At 67.1% G+C, this 14715-nt stretch carries 12 protein-coding genes; 3 read left to right on the top strand and 9 right to left on the bottom strand.

Annotated features, from left to right (window positions below; genetic code table 11):
* Positions 1-17 precede the first annotated feature (17 nt).
* Positions 18-230 (top strand): hypothetical protein, encoded by a 213-nt coding sequence (locus AC5P8R_RS03975; RefSeq protein WP_014647705.1) that lies wholly within the window; start codon positions 18-20, stop codon positions 228-230.
* Positions 227-475, top strand: coding sequence for a hypothetical protein (locus AC5P8R_RS03970; RefSeq protein WP_032958904.1), 249 nt, complete (start codon positions 227-229; stop codon positions 473-475). The genes AC5P8R_RS03975 and AC5P8R_RS03970 overlap by 4 nt, the downstream gene beginning before the upstream one ends.
* 148 nt (positions 476-623) lie before the next feature.
* Here the strand turns inward: AC5P8R_RS03970 and lpdA are convergent, their stop codons facing one another.
* The 6 genes from lpdA to purB form a co-directional block, all read right to left on the bottom strand.
* Positions 624-2060 carry a dihydrolipoyl dehydrogenase gene (gene lpdA / locus AC5P8R_RS03965; RefSeq protein WP_014647703.1) on the bottom strand — a complete coding sequence of 479 codons (1437 nt, stop codon included), beginning with the start codon at positions 2058-2060 and terminating at the stop codon, positions 624-626.
* Between the two features lie 63 nt (positions 2061-2123).
* The gene (gene sucB / locus AC5P8R_RS03960) at positions 2124-3326 is read right to left on the bottom strand and encodes a dihydrolipoyllysine-residue succinyltransferase (protein ID WP_014647702.1); all 1203 of its coding nucleotides are present in this window, start codon (positions 3324-3326) and stop codon (positions 2124-2126) included.
* Positions 3327-3366: 40 nt separating this feature from the next.
* On the bottom strand, positions 3367-6198 hold the full coding sequence (locus AC5P8R_RS03955) for a 2-oxoglutarate dehydrogenase E1 component (protein WP_014647701.1): 2832 nt from the start codon (positions 6196-6198) through the stop codon (positions 3367-3369).
* Positions 6199-6384: 186 nt separating this feature from the next.
* The gene (locus tag AC5P8R_RS03950; RefSeq protein ID WP_329890516.1) at positions 6385-7281 is read right to left on the bottom strand and encodes a GNAT family N-acetyltransferase; all 897 of its coding nucleotides are present in this window, start codon (positions 7279-7281) and stop codon (positions 6385-6387) included.
* A gap of 9 nt (positions 7282-7290) precedes the next feature.
* Positions 7291-8703, bottom strand: coding sequence for a JmjC domain-containing protein (locus AC5P8R_RS03945; RefSeq protein ID WP_495223011.1), 1413 nt, complete (start codon positions 8701-8703; stop codon positions 7291-7293).
* A gap of 752 nt (positions 8704-9455) precedes the next feature.
* On the bottom strand, positions 9456-10823 hold the full coding sequence (gene purB / locus AC5P8R_RS03940) for an adenylosuccinate lyase (RefSeq protein ID WP_014647697.1): 1368 nt from the start codon (positions 10821-10823) through the stop codon (positions 9456-9458).
* 292 nt (positions 10824-11115) lie between these two features.
* On the opposite strand from purB, the gene AC5P8R_RS03935 reads away from it, so the two are divergent.
* Positions 11116-12543 (top strand): class II fumarate hydratase, encoded by a 1428-nt coding sequence (locus tag AC5P8R_RS03935; protein WP_495223010.1) that lies wholly within the window; start codon positions 11116-11118, stop codon positions 12541-12543.
* Positions 12544-12648: 105 nt separating this feature from the next.
* Here the strand turns inward: AC5P8R_RS03935 and AC5P8R_RS03930 are convergent, their stop codons facing one another.
* The 3 genes from AC5P8R_RS03930 to AC5P8R_RS03920 all read right to left on the bottom strand — a co-directional run bounded on the left by AC5P8R_RS03930 (position 12649) and on the right by AC5P8R_RS03920 (position 14704).
* A complete protein-coding gene (locus tag AC5P8R_RS03930) occupies positions 12649-13074 on the bottom strand; it encodes a hypothetical protein (protein WP_014647695.1) in 426 nt (141 codons plus the stop codon).
* Positions 13075-13180: 106 nt separating this feature from the next.
* The gene (locus tag AC5P8R_RS03925; protein ID WP_495223009.1) at positions 13181-13786 is read right to left on the bottom strand and encodes a YggN family protein; all 606 of its coding nucleotides are present in this window, start codon (positions 13784-13786) and stop codon (positions 13181-13183) included.
* A 30-nt stretch (positions 13787-13816) separates the two neighbouring features.
* Positions 13817-14704, bottom strand: a complete 888-nt coding sequence (locus AC5P8R_RS03920) for a GIN domain-containing protein (RefSeq protein ID WP_014647693.1) — start codon at positions 14702-14704, stop codon at positions 13817-13819.
* Positions 14705-14715 lie beyond the last annotated feature (11 nt).

The following is a 14715-nucleotide window of genomic DNA, read 5'->3' as shown; positions in this document are numbered from 1 at the left end:
GCCCCAAGGAGACCGTGATGAAGACCCTGTTCGCGCTCGGTGTGTGGTGCCTGCTGTTCGTGCTGTGCTGGCCGCTGGCGATCCTCGCCCTGATCGCGTGGCCGTTCGTGTGGCTGCTGAGCCTGCCGTTCCGCCTGGTCGGCATCACCTTCTCGGCGTTGTTCGCCTTCCTGCGCGCGCTGTTCATGCTGCCGGCGCGGTTGCTTGGCGGCCGGGCGGTTCCCGCATGAGGAGGGTGCTGCTGGCCGGTCTGGTCCTGTTGCCAGGCCCGGTGCTGGCCGCACCCCCGGCACCCCCGTCGGCGTGGCTGGAGCGCGAGCAGAGCGCTGCGGCTGACGAAGCCAATGCAGCGGCGGTCCCTGCGCCGAAAGCCGAGGCGCGCTGCCGGGTGGTCAAGCAATGGAAGGCCGGCGATACGGTGGTACAGCACAGGGTCTGTGAGGATCCACCGAAGAAGCCTGCTGGAAAGGTGTAGGGCCGGGCCCATGCCCGGCGGCCTTTGCAGGGCAGCCGAGCGTGGGCTCGGCGCTACAGGGAAACGGGCAACAAAAAACCCCGCCGGGGCGGGGTTTTTCGTCTGCAGGTGAGTGCCGACCAACGGTCGGCACCTACCATGATGCCGATCAGTTCGCCTTGTGGATGGCGCGCTTGCTGACCGCCATCGCCGCGTCGTGGACCACTTCCGACAGCGACGGGTGGGCGTGGCAGATGCGGGCCAGGTCATCGGCCGAACCGCTGAACTCCATGGTCAGCACGCCTTCGTGCACCAGCTCGGAGACGTTGGCGCCGACCAGGTGCATGCCGAGGATGCGATCGGTTTCGGCATGGGCCAGGATCTTCACGAAGCCTGCCGGCTCGATCATCGCCACGGCACGGCCGTTGGCGGCGAACGGGAAGCTGCCGGCCTTGTACGGAATGCCTTCGGCCTTCAGCTGCGCTTCGGTCTTGCCGACCCAGGCCAGTTCCGGTTCGGTGTAGATGACCCACGGGATGGTGTCGAAGTTGACGTGGCCCGGCAGGCCGGCGATCAGCTCAGCGACCGCGATGCCTTCCTCGAAGCCCTTGTGCGCCAGCATCGGGCCGCGCACGCAGTCGCCGACTGCCCACACACCGTTGACGCCGGTGTGGCAGTGCGCATCGACTTCGATCTGGCCGCGCTCGTTGATCTTGACGCCGGTGCCTTCGGCCAGCAGGCCCTTGGTGGCGGCGCGACGGCCAACGGCCACCAGCAGCTTGTCCACGGTCAGGGTCTTTTCGCCTTCCGCGTCGGTGTAGGTGACGATGACTTCCTTCTTCTTGCCCTTGCCGGTGATCTCGGTCTTGGAGACCTTGGCATTGAGCTTGATGTCCAGGCCCTGCTTCTTGAATTCCTTGGCAGCCGCCTTGGCCACTTCGGCATCGGCAGCCGCCAGGAACTCCGGCATGGCTTCCAGGATGGTGACTTCAGCGCCCAGGCGCTTCCACACGCTGCCCAGTTCCAGGCCGATCACGCCGGCGCCGATCACCGCCAGGCGGTTCGGCACTTCGGTGAAGTCCAGGCCGCCAACGTTGTCGACGATGGTCTCGCCGTCGAACTTGGCGAACGGCAGTTCGATCGAATCCGAACCGGCCGCGATGATGACGTTGGTGCCCTTCAGCTCGACGATGGAACCGTCATGCTGGGTGACCTTGACCACGTTGCCCGGCTGCAGTTCACCGAAGCCGTAGTAGGCGGCGACCTTGTTGGCCTTGAACAGCATGCCGATGCCGCCGGTGAACTGCTTGACGATCTTGTCCTTGCGGCCAACCATCGCCTCGACGTCGATCTTGGCATCCTTGAAGCTGATGCCGTGGTCGCCAAAGATGTGGCCCATGTTCCAGAACTGGCGCGAGGAATCCAGCAGCGCCTTGGACGGGATGCAGCCCACGCGCAGGCAGGTGCCGCCGAGGGCCGGCTTGCCGTCCTTGCCCAGCGCTGCATCGATGCAGGCGGTCTTCAGGCCCAGCTGGGCCGCGCGGATGGCAGCGTGGTAACCGGCCGGGCCGGCACCGATGACGACGACGTCGAATTGTTCAGCCATTGAATTATTCCTTGATGCATTACCAGAACCCCTCCGCGCAGGCGCGGAGGGGCGGGAGGTGTCTTACAGGCCGAACAGCATGCGGCCCGGGTTTTCCAGCTGGTTCTTGATGTCCACCAGGAACTGCACCGAGTCCTTGCCGTCGATGATGCGGTGGTCGTAGGACAGCGCCAGGTACATCATCGGCGCGATCACGACCTGGCCGTTCTGGGCGATCGGACGCTCCTTGATGGCGTGCATGCCCAGGATGGCGCTCTGCGGCGGGTTGATGATCGGGGTCGACAGCAGCGAACCGAAGGTGCCGCCGTTGGTCACGGTGAAGGTGCCGCCCTGCAGTTCTTCCAGGCCCAGCTTGCCGTCACGGGCCTTCTTGGCGTAGTCGGCGATGGTCTTCTCGATGTCGGCGAACGACATGCGCTCGACGTTGCGCAGCACCGGCGTGACCAGGCCCTTCTCGGTCGAGACGGCGATCGAGATGTCCGAGTAGCCGTGATAGATGATGTCGTCGCCGTCGATCGAGGCGTTGACCAGCGGGAAGCGCTGCAGCGCGTTGGCGGCGGCCTTCACGAAGAAGCTCATGAAGCCCAGCTTGATGCCGTGTGCCTTGACGAACTCGTCCTGCAGTTCCTTGCGCGCCGCCGACACCTTGGACAGGTCGACTTCGTTGAAGGTGGTCAGCATCGCGGTGGAGTTCTTCGACTCCATCAGGCGCTCGGCGATGCGCTTGCGGATGCGGGTCATCGGCACGCGCTCTTCCGGGCGTGCGCCACCGGCCTTGCCGGCGCCGCCGTTGCGGGCGAAGTTGACGATGTCTTCCTTGGTGACCGCGCCGCGACGGCCGGTGCCGTCGACATCGGCCGGGTTCACGCCTTCAGTGATGGCGGTGAAGCGGGCGCCCGGCGGCAGCGCATCGGCGGCCGACTTGGCGGCCGGGGCCGGCGCAGCGGCAGCGGCCGGAGCCGGAGCGGCGGCGGCCGGAGCAGCGGCCGGAGCGGCCTCGGCGGTCGGTGCCGGAGCAGCTGCAACGGCGCCTTCCTCGATGATCGCCACGACCTGGCTGGAGGTCACGGTCGAGCCTTCGGCGAACTTGATTTCCTTCAGCACGCCGTCGACCGGCGACGGCACTTCCAGGACGACCTTGTCGGTTTCCAGGTCAAGCAGGTTTTCGTCGCGCTTGACGGCGTCGCCCACCTTCTTGTGCCAGGTGGCGATGGTGCCGTCGGCGACGGATTCGGGCAGTACCGGGGCTTTGACTTCGGTGGCCATTGCGGGAGCTTCCTGGTTTGTCTTCTAAATAGGGGGAGGATTATTCAGCGAACGTGTCGTTGAACGGGTTGACCAGTGCGTCGGCGATCAGCTGCTGCTGCTCGCGGACGTGGTCAGCCATGTGACCGGCAGCCGGCGAGGCCGAACGTGCGCGACCGGCGTAGTGCAGGTTCTGGCCATCGGCCAGGCAGAACTGCAGATGGTGGCGGATCTGGTACCACGCGCCCTGGTTCTGCGGTTCTTCCTGCGTCCACACCACGTCGGTGGCCTTGCCGTACTTCTTCAGTTCGGCCGCCAGCAGCGCACGCGGGAACGGATACAGCTGCTCCACGCGGATGATCGCCACGTCGTCCTGGCCACGCTTGATCTGGTCCTCCAGCAGGTCGTAATAGACCTTGCCCGAGCACAGCACCACGCGCTTGACCTTCTTGGCGTCTGCGTTGGCGTCGCCGATCAGGTGCTGGAACTCGCCGTTGGCCAGCTCGTCCAGGGTCGACACGGCCAGCTTGTGGCGCAGCAGCGACTTCGGCGACATCACCACCAGCGGCTTGCGGGTGGTCATGTGCAGCTGGCGACGCAGCATGTGGAAGGCCTGGGCCGGGGTCGACGGCACGACCACCAGCATGTTCTCCAGCGCGCACAGCTGCAGGAAGCGCTCCAGGCGCGCCGAGCTGTGTTCCGGGCCTTGCCCTTCATAGCCATGCGGCAGCAGCAGGGTCAGGCCGGAAATGCGGCCCCACTTGGCTTCACCGGCGGCGATGAACTGGTCGATCACCACCTGGGCACCGTTGGCGAAGTCGCCGAACTGGCCTTCCCAGATGCACAGCGTGTTCGGATCGGTGGTGGAGAAGCCGTACTCGTAGGCCATCACCGCTTCTTCGCTCAGCAGCGAATCGATGACGGTGGCCTTCTCCGGCGAATCCACCAGCTGCCGCAGCGGCATGTAGTAGTTGTCGGTCTTCTGGTCGTGCAGGATCGCGTGGCGATGCGTGAACGTACCGCGGCCCACGTCCTGGCCGACCAGGCGCAGTGCATGGCCTTCGTCGAGCAGGGTGGCGTAGGCCAGGTTCTCGGCAAAACCCCAGTCGCCCGGGATCTCGCCGGCGGCCATCTTGCGGCGGTCGTCATAGACCTTGGCCACGCGCGAGTGCAGCTGCACTTCATCGGGAATGGTGTTGATCAGCTTGGCCAGCTCGACCAGCTTGTTCTTCTCGACCTTGGTCGAGACCGGGTCGGACAGCTTGCCTTCCAGCAGCTTCGGCCAATCGACGAACAGCGGGCTGCTCGGCGGGGTCTTCTCGACCTTGGCCAGCTCGGTGGTCACTTCACCGGCGTCCAGCTTCTCGCGGTAGGCATCGACCATCGCCTTGCCGGCGCCGGCGGCGATCACGCCCGCCTTTTCAAGCTGCTCGGCGTACATCTCGCGGGTGGTCGGGTGCTTGCGGATCACCTGGTACATCAGCGGCTGGGTGATCGCCGGTTCGTCGGCCTCGTTGTGGCCCCAGCGGCGGTAGCACATCAGGTCGATGACCACGTCCTTGGCGAACGTCTGGCGGAACTCGAAGGCCAGCTGTGCGGCGAACACCACTGCTTCCGGGTCATCGCCGTTCACGTGCAGCACCGGCGCGGCGATCATCTTCGCCACGTCGGTGGCATAGCGCGTGGAACGCGTATCCAGCGGGTTGGAGGTGGTGAAGCCGACCTGGTTGTTGACCACGATGTGCACGGTGCCGCCGACGGCGAAGCCGCGGGCCTGCGACATCTGGAACAGTTCCATGACCACGCCCTGGCCGGAGAAGGCCGCGTCGCCGTGGATCAGGATCGGCATGACCTGCTTGCGCGCGGTGTCCTTGCGGCGCTCCTGGCGCGAGCGCACGGAACCGGCCACGACCGGGTCGGCGATTTCCAGGTGCGACGGGTTGAACGCCAGCGCCAGGTGCACCGGGCCGCCATCGGTGGCGACGTCGGCGGAGAAGCCCATGTGGTACTTCACGTCGCCGGCCGAGGCGTGCTCGTCGTGCTCGAACTTGCCTTCGAACTCGTCGAACAGCTTGCGCGGGTTCTTGCCCAGGGTGTTGACCAGCACGTTCAGGCGGCCACGGTGGGCCATGCCGATCACCACATCCTTGACGCCATCCTTGCCGGCGTTGCGGATGATGGTGTCCATCATCGGGATCAGCGAATCGCCGCCTTCCAGCGAGAACCGCTTCTGGCCGACGTACTTGGTGTGCAGGTAGCGCTCCAGGCCTTCGGCCGCAGTCAGGCGCTCCAGGGTGCGGCGCTGGGTGTCAGCGTCCAGCTGGTAGTTGCCACCGGCCGCTTCCAGCTTCTTGTAGATCCACTGGCGCTGCTCGACCTCGGAGATGTGCATGAACTCCGCACCGATCGAGCCGGTGTAGGTCGCCTTCAGGCGTGCCAGCAGGTCGCGCAGCTTCATGCGCGGCTGGCCGCCGACGCCGCCGGTGCTGAACTCGCTGTTGAGGTCGGCATCGGACAGGCTGTGGAACGGCAGGCCCAGATCCGGGGTGTTGACCGGTGCGGCCAGGCCCAGCGGATCGAGGCGGGCGTCCAGGTGGCCGCGCGAACGGTAGGCGGTGATCAGACGACCGACATTGCGCTCGCGCTCGTCGCCTGCACCGTTACCGGTACCGGCCTTCAGCGCATCCTTGGCCGCGTCCGCAATGTGGGAGATGACGGCCGAGTGCGGAATGTCACCTGCTTCGCGGCCCTTGAAGCCGTCGAAGTAGGTTTTCCATTTGGGATCGACACTATCCGGGGAGACCAGGTACTGCTCGTACAGGTCCTCGACATAGGAGGCGTTGCCGCCGGCGAGTTGCGAAGATTGCGCAAACTGCTTCAGTTGATTGTCCACGATGGAGGGTGTTGATTCGCTTTGTGGGGTATGGCTTCAGAAGGACCCGGCAGGAAGATGAATAGCCCTGCGCGGGCGCGTTCAAACAGCCAAATTGTACCCCCAACCGGACACGAAGGGGCACCACCACAGGTATCCCGCGTCCGCCGGTGCCGGTTCCAGACAGGTTCGGTCGGCTGTGCCGACTCAGATGCCGAGCGCACGCAGTTCGCTGCAGACGCGTGAACGGTCCCAGACACGCTGCAATTGCTGCTCGAACGGCTGCGAACGTGCTGGCAGCGCGATGCCGGCCTCGCCGTCGAGGCGATGGCCGATCAGACGAAAGTAGAAGTCGCCCGCATCGTTGAGCAGGCAGGCCGAGGCCAGCGCGCGGTCGACCGGATCGCTGACCTCGCGGAACTGGATCACGCTGGGCAGGCGCTGGGCCAGCGCCAGCAGCGGCGACCCGGCAGACGCGATCGCGGCGGCGTCGTGCACGATCACCCGCAGCTGCTTGTCGTGGCGGGCGGTGACGAAGCGGCGCAGGGCGGACTGTACCGGGGGCGCGTCGAGCAGCCCCGGGTCCAGTTGGCGGCTGTGCAGCCACAGCTGGCGACGGGCGCGGTGGATGATGGCCGTGGTGATCGCCACCGCCTCGGCGCGGCTGTCGATGGCGCTGGCCACGCCCAGCCGGCGGCGCATCTGCTGGTGTCCGATGCCGGCTTCCTCGAACACCTCGCCCTCGGGCAGGAAGCCCTGGCGTGCATAGAAATCGCGCGCGGGCAGCTGGGCGTGCAGGTGCAGTTCGGCCAGGCCGAGCCGGCGCCCGGCTTCGACCAGGGCCGCCAGCAGGGCCTCGCCGACCCCGTTGTTGCGATGGGTGGCCAGCACGGCCATGCGGCCGATGCGGCCGTCCGGAGCCAGCCTGCCGGTGCCGACCGGCTGGCCGTCACTGTCCAGCGCCAGCACATGGGCACTGACCGGGTCCAGCGCATCGCGTTCCAGCTCGGCGGCGATGCCCTGTTCCTGCACGAACACGCGTTGGCGCACGTCGTGGATGGCAACGTGGGCGTCGGCGTGGCTGACCTGCTGGACCCGGATCATGACGATGGCTCAGGCCCGGCCGGTGCTGTCGTCTTCGTCGTCGTCCTCGAAGTTGACGATGACCTCGATACCGTCGTCGTGCACGGTCACGGAGTGGACATCGTCGGACACCGCGTCGGCGTCGATCGCCTCGACGCGGTCGCGGCCTTCGACGACCTCGCCGAGCACCACGGCATCCCCGCTGTCTTCCTCGTCTTCGGCCTCGTACACCTCATTCGGGTCGATCAGCTGGAACACACCCCCGACCAGCAGCTGCTGGACCACGGCACGGCCCTTGTCGGACAGGCCGCGATAGGCGGCGGCGGCGAGCTGCTCGGCGCCGGCCAGGCGCTGCGCGTCCTTCACCGGCAGCGCGAAGTCCTGGCCGCTGACATACAGGCTGGCGCCACGCTTGGCCCGGCGCCAGGCCAGGCGGGCCCACGGGTGGCGCTGCAGCAGCATGCCCGAGGCCAGGGCCTGGACCACTTCCTCCGGGGCCGGCGCGGCCTGGTGGGCCATCACTTCGCCCGCTGCACGGTAGGTGGTGATGAAACGGCCGAACCAGTCACCCAGCTTGTCCGGGTCGTTCATGCGGATGGCGTTGAGGGCGGTGATCACCCGCGCCATCGCCACCGTGTCGATTTCGTTCGGGTCGGCCGGCACCTTCAGGTCGGCATCCTGGTAGCGGATGTTCTCATCGGCATCGGCGATCAGGGTGTCCAGATAGTCGCTGATCAGCTCGGCAGAAGACGGCGCACGCATGCCGAACGAGAAGGTCAGGCAGGGGTCTTCGGCGACGCCGTGGTGCGGCACGTTCGGCGGCAGGTACAGCATGTCGCCCGGCGCCAGCACCCAGTCGTGGGTGGGCTTGAACACCTTCAGCAGCTTCAGCTCCACGTCCGGGCGGAAGCCCAGCGGCGGCTGCCTGCCCTTGATCGATTCGCTGGCATCGATCTGCCAGCGGCGGTGGCCGTGGGCCTGCAGCAGGAACACGTCGTACTGGTCGACATGGGCGCCGACCGAGCCGCCGGTGGCGGCGAAGCTGATCATCACGTCATCCATGCGCCAGCGCGGCAGGAAGCTGAAGTGTTGGATCAGGGCGCGCACGTCCGGGTCCCACTTGTCCACGTCCTGCACCAGCAGGGTCCAGTCGTGGTCGGGCAGGGCGGGGAACACGTCTTCCTGGAACGGGCCGGTGCGCACGCGCCAGCCGTCCTGGGCCTTGTCGTGCTCGATCAGGCGCGCCAGCACACCTTCCTCGCAGGCCAGCCCGGCCAGGTCTTCCGGCTGTACCGGGGTCTGGAAATCCGGAAAGGCATTGCGGATCAGCAGCGGGCGCTTCTGCCAGAAGTCGCGCAGGAAGGTGGCCGGCGCCATGCCGAGCGGCTGGCCAGGGCGGGCGGTGACTTCGATCAGGGGGGCGGAGGACTTGCGGGCGGCCATGGGGGAATCCTTGCAGCGGAAAGCGGGAGGGGCGGCGTGGCGAGCCGCCAAGGGTTCCATTGTCCGCCGTTCGTCGGGATTGCGCACGTGCGGTGGTTTGTCGCGGGGTGTCCGGCCAACGGCGGAGCCCCTCGTGGCGGGGTCTGGGTTGGTCGCTGAAAGCAAAAGCCGGGTTTGGCCGGGCGGGTGGGCTGCGCGGGGGACGCTGCAAGTACGTCCCTGTAAGCTTGGCCGCCGCATCCATGCGGCGGACACCCCCGCGCAGCCCACCCGCCCGGCCCCTGACAGTTTCCTGCGCGGCCCGCCACGGAATGGAAGAAGAAGATCAAAGGCACCAGCGGGTCGCGCGCTGCGCTTGCTCATGCCCTTGTAGAGCCGAGCCCACGCTCGGCTTGCTGTTGCCCACGCCCAAAAGCAGCCGAGCACGGGCTCGGCTCTACAAAAGACCCTCAAACAAAGAGGGACGCGGCGAAGCCGCGTCCCTCTTTCAAATTCCGTCCCGACAACCCAATGCTCTTCGATCCGTCACCGGGAATCTGCCAGAGGTGGGGCGGGAGGGGCCAGCGGGACCGTTGGCGCCATGGATGGCGCCATCGAGCCCCCATGGATGGGTTCACGGCGTGTCCCGCTGGCCCCTCCCGCCCCACCCAGCTAGCAGCAATCCAGAGCCGCTCTTGACGTTGCTATTGCCGTTGCCGTTGCCGTTGCCTGCCGCAGGCAGCGCCCGCGGCCGCCGCCGCAAAGGAATCCCCTTAAATCTTCTTCGCCAGCGACTCAGCCAGGCCGGTGTAGCTGCCCGGGGTCATCTCCAGCAGGCGCTGCTTCGCATCCGCCGGCAGCTCCAGCCCCTGCACGAACGCACGCATCGACTCGGCGGTGATGCCCTGGCCGCGGGTCAGCGCCTTCAGCTGCTCGTACGGGTTCGGCAGGCCGTGGCGGCGCATCACCGTCTGCACGGCCTCGGCCAGCACTTCCCAGGCCGCGTCCAGATCGGCATCCAGGCGCTGCGGGTTCACTTCCAGCTTGCCCAGGCCCTTGGCCAGCGAATCCAGTGCCACCTGGCTGTGGCCGAACGCGGTGCCCAGCGCACGCAGCACGGTGGAATCGGTCAGGTCACGCTGCCAGCGGCTGATCGGCAGCTTCGCGCTGAAGTGCTCGAACAGCGCGTTGGCGATGCCGAAGTTGCCTTCCGCATTCTCGAAATCGATCGGGTTGACCTTGTGCGGCATCGTCGACGAACCAACTTCGCCTTCCTTCAGGCGCTGCTTGAAGTAGCCCAGCGAAACGTAGCCCCAGATGTCACGGGCCAGGTCGATCAGGATGATGTTGGCGCGGCGTGCGGCATCACCGATCTCGGCGATGTTGTCGTGCGGCTCGATCTGCGTGGTGTACGGGTTGAACACCAGGCCCAGGCCGGTCACGAAGCGCTCGGCGAAGGCTGGCCAGTCCACGTCCGGGTAGCTGGCGATGTGGGCGTTGTAGTTGCCCACCGCGCCGTTGATCTTGCCGGTCAGTTCGACCGCGGCAATCTGCCGGCGCTGGCGCTCCAGGCGCGCGACCACGTTGGCCAGCTCCTTGCCCAGGGTGGTCGGCGAGGCGGTCTGGCCGTGGGTGCGCGACAGCATCGGCTGGCCAGCCTCGGCGTGGGCCAGGGTGCGCAGGGTGCTGGCGATGCCGTCCAGGGTCGGCAACAGCACCTCGCGGCGCGCCTGTTCCAGCATCAGGCCGTAGCTGAGGTTGTTGATGTCTTCGCTGGTGCAGGCGAAATGCACGAATTCCAGCGCCGGGGCCAGCTCGGCGTCGTCCTTCAGCTGTTCCTTGATGAAGTACTCCACCGCCTTGACGTCATGGTTGGTGGTGCGCTCGATCTCCTTCACGCGCGCGGCCTGGGCCGGGCTGAAGCTGGCGGCCAGCGCGCGCAGGCGGGCGATGGCAGCGTCGGAGAACGGAGCCAGTTCGACGATGCCCGGCTCGGCGGCCAGGGCCAGCAGCCATTCCACCTCGACCGTGATGCGGGCCTTGATCAGGCCGTACTCGGAGAAGATCGGGCGCAGGGCGTCGACCTTGCCGGCATAGCGGCCATCGAGCGGGGACAGGGCGAGCAGGGCGGAATCGGACATGTCGGCAGGGCTGGGACGAGCGGCGGGGCCGATATTCTACGACGTGCCGGCGGGGCGTGCCCTGTAGAGCCGAGCCCACGCTCGGCTGCTTCGGAGAATCCGGCGCCCCGCGGGCAGCCGAGCATGGGCTCGGCTCTACAACACGGCCCTGCGGACGGAACGATCTGGCCCGTCCTCGTCATCCCACGCTGCGGGCAAGGGAGTATCGTTGGCGCAGCCGCCAGCCCGGGAAGCGACACCCTGCCAGCCGCCGCTTCCCTTTCCCCAACTGAAGTAGTGCGGAGTTGATGCAATGAGCAGAGCTGCAAGCAAGGGTTTCAGAATCGAACACGACAGCATGGGCGAGCTGCAGGTGCCTGCCGACGCCCTGTGGGGCGCGCAGACCCAGCGTGCCGTGCAGAATTTCCCGGTGTCGGGCCAGCGCATGCCGCGCGGTTTCATCCGTGCCCTGGGCCTGGTCAAGGGCGCTGCCGCTGGCGTCAACGCCGAGCTGGGCCATCTGCCCAAGAACGTGGCCAAGGCCATCCAGACCGCTGCCGCCGAAGTGGCCGCCGGCACCTGGGACGCGCAGTTCCCGATCGACGTCTACCAGACCGGTTCTGGCACGTCCTCGAACATGAATGCCAACGAGGTCATCGCCACCCTGGCCAACCGTGCCCGCAAGGCGGGCAAGACCGCGGTGCACCCCAATGACCACGTCAACCAGGGGCAGAGCTCCAATGACGTGATCCCGACCGCGTTGCGCGTATCGGCGGTACTGGCGGCACATGAGCAGCTGCTGCCGGCGCTGGTGCACCTGCGCAAGACCCTCGACAAGAAGGGCCGCAGCCTGCGCAAGGTGGTCAAGACCGGCCGCACGCACCTGATGGATGCGATGCCGCTGACCTTCGAGCAGGAGTTCGGCGCATGGTCGGCACAGCTGGCCTCGGCACAGGAACGCATCGAAGACAGCCTCAAGCGTGTGCGCCGGCTGCCGCTGGGCGGCACCGCCATCGGTACCGGCATCAATGCCGACCCGCGCTTCGGCGCGCAGGTGGCCAAGGCGTTGAAGCAGCAGACCGGGTTCAAGTTCGACAGCGCCGAGAACAAGTTCGAGGGCCTGGCCGCGCAGGATGACGCGGTGGAACTGTCGGGCCAGCTCAATGCACTGGCGGTGGCGCTGATCAAGATCGCCAACGATCTTCGCTGGATGAACGCCGGTCCGCTGGCCGGGCTGGGCGAGATCGAACTGCCGGCGCTGCAGCCGGGCAGCTCGATCATGCCGGGCAAGGTCAACCCGGTGATTCCGGAAGCGACGGTGATGGCCTGCGCGCAGGTGATCGGCCACCACACCGCGATCACCGTGGCCGGGCAGACCGGCAACTTCCAGCTCAATGTCACCCTGCCGCTGATCGCGGTGAACCTGCTGGATGGCATTGGCCTGCTGGCCAATGTGTCTCGCCTGCTGGCCGACAGCGCGATTGCCGGGCTGAAGGTGCGTGAGGATCGCGTTGCCGAAGCATTGGCGCGCAACCCGATCCTGGTCACCGCGCTGAACCCGATCATCGGCTACGAGAAGGCGGCGGCGATTGCCAAGCGTGCCTACAAGGAGCAGCGTCCGGTGCTGGATGTCGCGCTGGAGGACAGCGGCCTGGATGAAGCCGAGCTGCGCCGCCTGCTGGACCCGGCCGCACTGACTGCCGGTGGCATCCACGCGGGGGGCGGTGGCGGCGGCGGTTGATCTGCCGGTCGTAGGGCCGAGCCCATGCTCGGCTGCTTCCTGGACCTGGGCCGAGCATGGGCTCGGTTCTACAAGAGGAAACGCCGCCCAGGGGGCGGCGTTTTTTCAGCGACGGTCGGCGACGATGTTGCCGAAGGTGTCGGTGTAGTCCTTGAACTCGGGGATGCGCTGGACCAGGTCGGCCGGGATCACTTCCATGCCTTCCGGCGGCTGGATCTTCACCGGCTGCATGTTGGGATCGGCCGGGGCGGCGACCAGGGTGTTCTGGCGCAGCACCTGCAGCTTGCCGAACATGGTCTGCAGCATCTGCTTCTGTGCCTCGTCCAGCGGAATCTGGATCTCGTCCACCTTCATCGAACCATCGCCGAGGATGATGATGTTCGGCGCCGGCGGGCGACGCACAGTGACCATGCCTTCGCTGACGGAGATCTTTGGCTTGCCGCGCTCGGCGCGGTGGTTGCGGTAATCCTTGTCACAGCCGACCAGGCCCAGGCAGAGCAGGGCGGCCAGCAGCAGGAACAACTTCTTCATGGCATTCGGTTCGGGGGCCTCCGGGGCCGCCATTGTAAGCCGGCCGGCGCACGACGGCCGGCAGCGGGGCGCCGCTGCCGGCCGGGTGCGCTGATCTGTCACAGGCCTAGCGCTGGACCACGGTGTCCTTGCCGCAGTCGTCGACGTCACTCTGGTCCATCGTTGCGTAGGGCTTGAACGCCGGCAGCTCGCGCGCCAGTGCCTGCTGGCTGGCCAGCATCGCCGGCAAGCGGTTGCAGATGCGCTTGGCCTGGGCTTCGATCTTCTCGGCCTCGGCGTTGATCCGCTTCTCGATGCCTTCGCTGTCGCCGCTGAAGATGCCCTTCAGTGCCTCCCCGGCAGCGCTGGCGCCGAGCTTGGCGCCGGCCAGGCCGACATCCATGCCGTCCATCGCAATGGCGACGACGTGGCCGCGGTACTCCAGCAACCGCTGTCGCTGGGCCTCGTTGGCCGGCACGTCCTTGCCGTCGATCAGCAGGTGGCCATCCGGCGTGATCTCCGCACGCGGCTGCTTGTCGGCGGAGATGTTGATGTTGCCCTGGGTGATGTCCTTGCGGGCATCAACCATGGCCTCCTTGACCGTCTGGCCGACGCCGCTGGTGGCTTCGGCGACGCTTTTGCCGACGGTCTTGTCGGGCGTGGAAGAAGTGCCGCCGCAGGCGATCAGCGGCAGGCACAGCAGGGTGGCAGGCAGCGGGCGCAGCAGGTTCATGGCAACTCCCTCGAATTGGTCCGGTGGCGGTTACTTGTTGCGGGGCAGGGTGACCGTGCCGCCGACGTTGCGGTGGCCGACATCGCCACTGCCGCTGTGGTCGACGGTCAGGCTGCCGCGCACGCCGTCGACCTGGATGTCGCCCGAACCATGGCTGCGCACGTGCACGTTGCCGCCGATGTCGGACAGATCGACATCGCCCGAGCCGACCACGCCGACCTCGACGTTGCCTTGCACGCGCTTGAACCCGATGTCGCCGGAACCGACCGTGTCCAGCCGGGCGTTGCCGCGGACATCGCTGATCTTCAGGTCACCGGAGCCGACGGTGCCGGTGACCGCATCGCCGCCGATGTTGCGCGCCTTGACGTCGCCGGAGCCGAGCGACAGCAGGTTCAGCGAGCCGCCACCGTCGATGTCCAGGTCACCCGAACCCACCGCTGCGTGGATGCTGCCGCGGGTGCCGCGAACGATCGCGTCGCCCGAGCCGACGTCCACGCTCAGCGATTGGGCGTTGTCCACGCTGGCATCGCCGGAGCCGACCTTGAGCTGCAGGGGCAGGTTGTCGGGCACGCTGCCGCGGATGTCGAGCCACGCATAGCTGTTGCCCAGGCTGATGCCGCTGTGGCGGCCGTCGCGGCGCAGGCTGACGACCAGCTTGTCGCCTTCCCTGCGCTGCTCCAGTACCAGCTGGTCCAGCCATTCCTGGCTGGAGGCGCAGGCGCGGCCATCGAGCTGGCCACCGCCCTTGCTGGCGACGACCTTCAGGTCGTGCTGGTTCACCTCCAGCACCACCGCCTTGGCGCCGGCCACATCCAGCTTCAGCGTGCGGGCGGCGGTGAACTTGCAGTTCGGAGCATCGGCGGCCAGCGCCGACAGAGGCAACAGCAACAACGCAGAACAGGCGAGCAGGGAACGCATGGGTGGTGCCT

It is taken from the genome of Stenotrophomonas sp. YJH_SMC_73 (assembly GCF_059370155.1).
This window is presented reverse-complemented; position numbering and strand designations above follow the sequence as displayed.

What these genes read in the sequence shown, in the direction of transcription:
- AC5P8R_RS03975 (WP_014647705.1), top strand. Translation starts at nt 18, where the DNA reads ATGAAGACCCTGTTCGCGCTCGGTGTGTGGTGCCTGCTGTTCGTGCTG.
- AC5P8R_RS03970 (WP_032958904.1), top strand. Translation starts at nt 227, where the DNA reads ATGAGGAGGGTGCTGCTGGCCGGTCTGGTCCTGTTGCCAGGCCCGGTG.
- lpdA (WP_014647703.1), bottom strand. Translation starts at nt 2,060, where the DNA reads ATGGCTGAACAATTCGACGTCGTCGTCATCGGTGCCGGCCCGGCCGGT.
- sucB (WP_014647702.1), bottom strand. Translation starts at nt 3,326, where the DNA reads ATGGCCACCGAAGTCAAAGCCCCGGTACTGCCCGAATCCGTCGCCGAC.
- AC5P8R_RS03950 (WP_329890516.1), bottom strand. Translation starts at nt 7,281, where the DNA reads ATGATCCGGGTCCAGCAGGTCAGCCACGCCGACGCCCACGTTGCCATC.
- AC5P8R_RS03945 (WP_495223011.1), bottom strand. Translation starts at nt 8,703, where the DNA reads ATGGCCGCCCGCAAGTCCTCCGCCCCCCTGATCGAAGTCACCGCCCGC.
- purB (WP_014647697.1), bottom strand. Translation starts at nt 10,823, where the DNA reads ATGTCCGATTCCGCCCTGCTCGCCCTGTCCCCGCTCGATGGCCGCTAT.
- AC5P8R_RS03935 (WP_495223010.1), top strand. Translation starts at nt 11,116, where the DNA reads ATGAGCAGAGCTGCAAGCAAGGGTTTCAGAATCGAACACGACAGCATG.
- AC5P8R_RS03930 (WP_014647695.1), bottom strand. Translation starts at nt 13,074, where the DNA reads ATGAAGAAGTTGTTCCTGCTGCTGGCCGCCCTGCTCTGCCTGGGCCTG.
- AC5P8R_RS03925 (WP_495223009.1), bottom strand. Translation starts at nt 13,786, where the DNA reads ATGAACCTGCTGCGCCCGCTGCCTGCCACCCTGCTGTGCCTGCCGCTG.
- AC5P8R_RS03920 (WP_014647693.1), bottom strand. Translation starts at nt 14,704, where the DNA reads ATGCGTTCCCTGCTCGCCTGTTCTGCGTTGTTGCTGTTGCCTCTGTCG.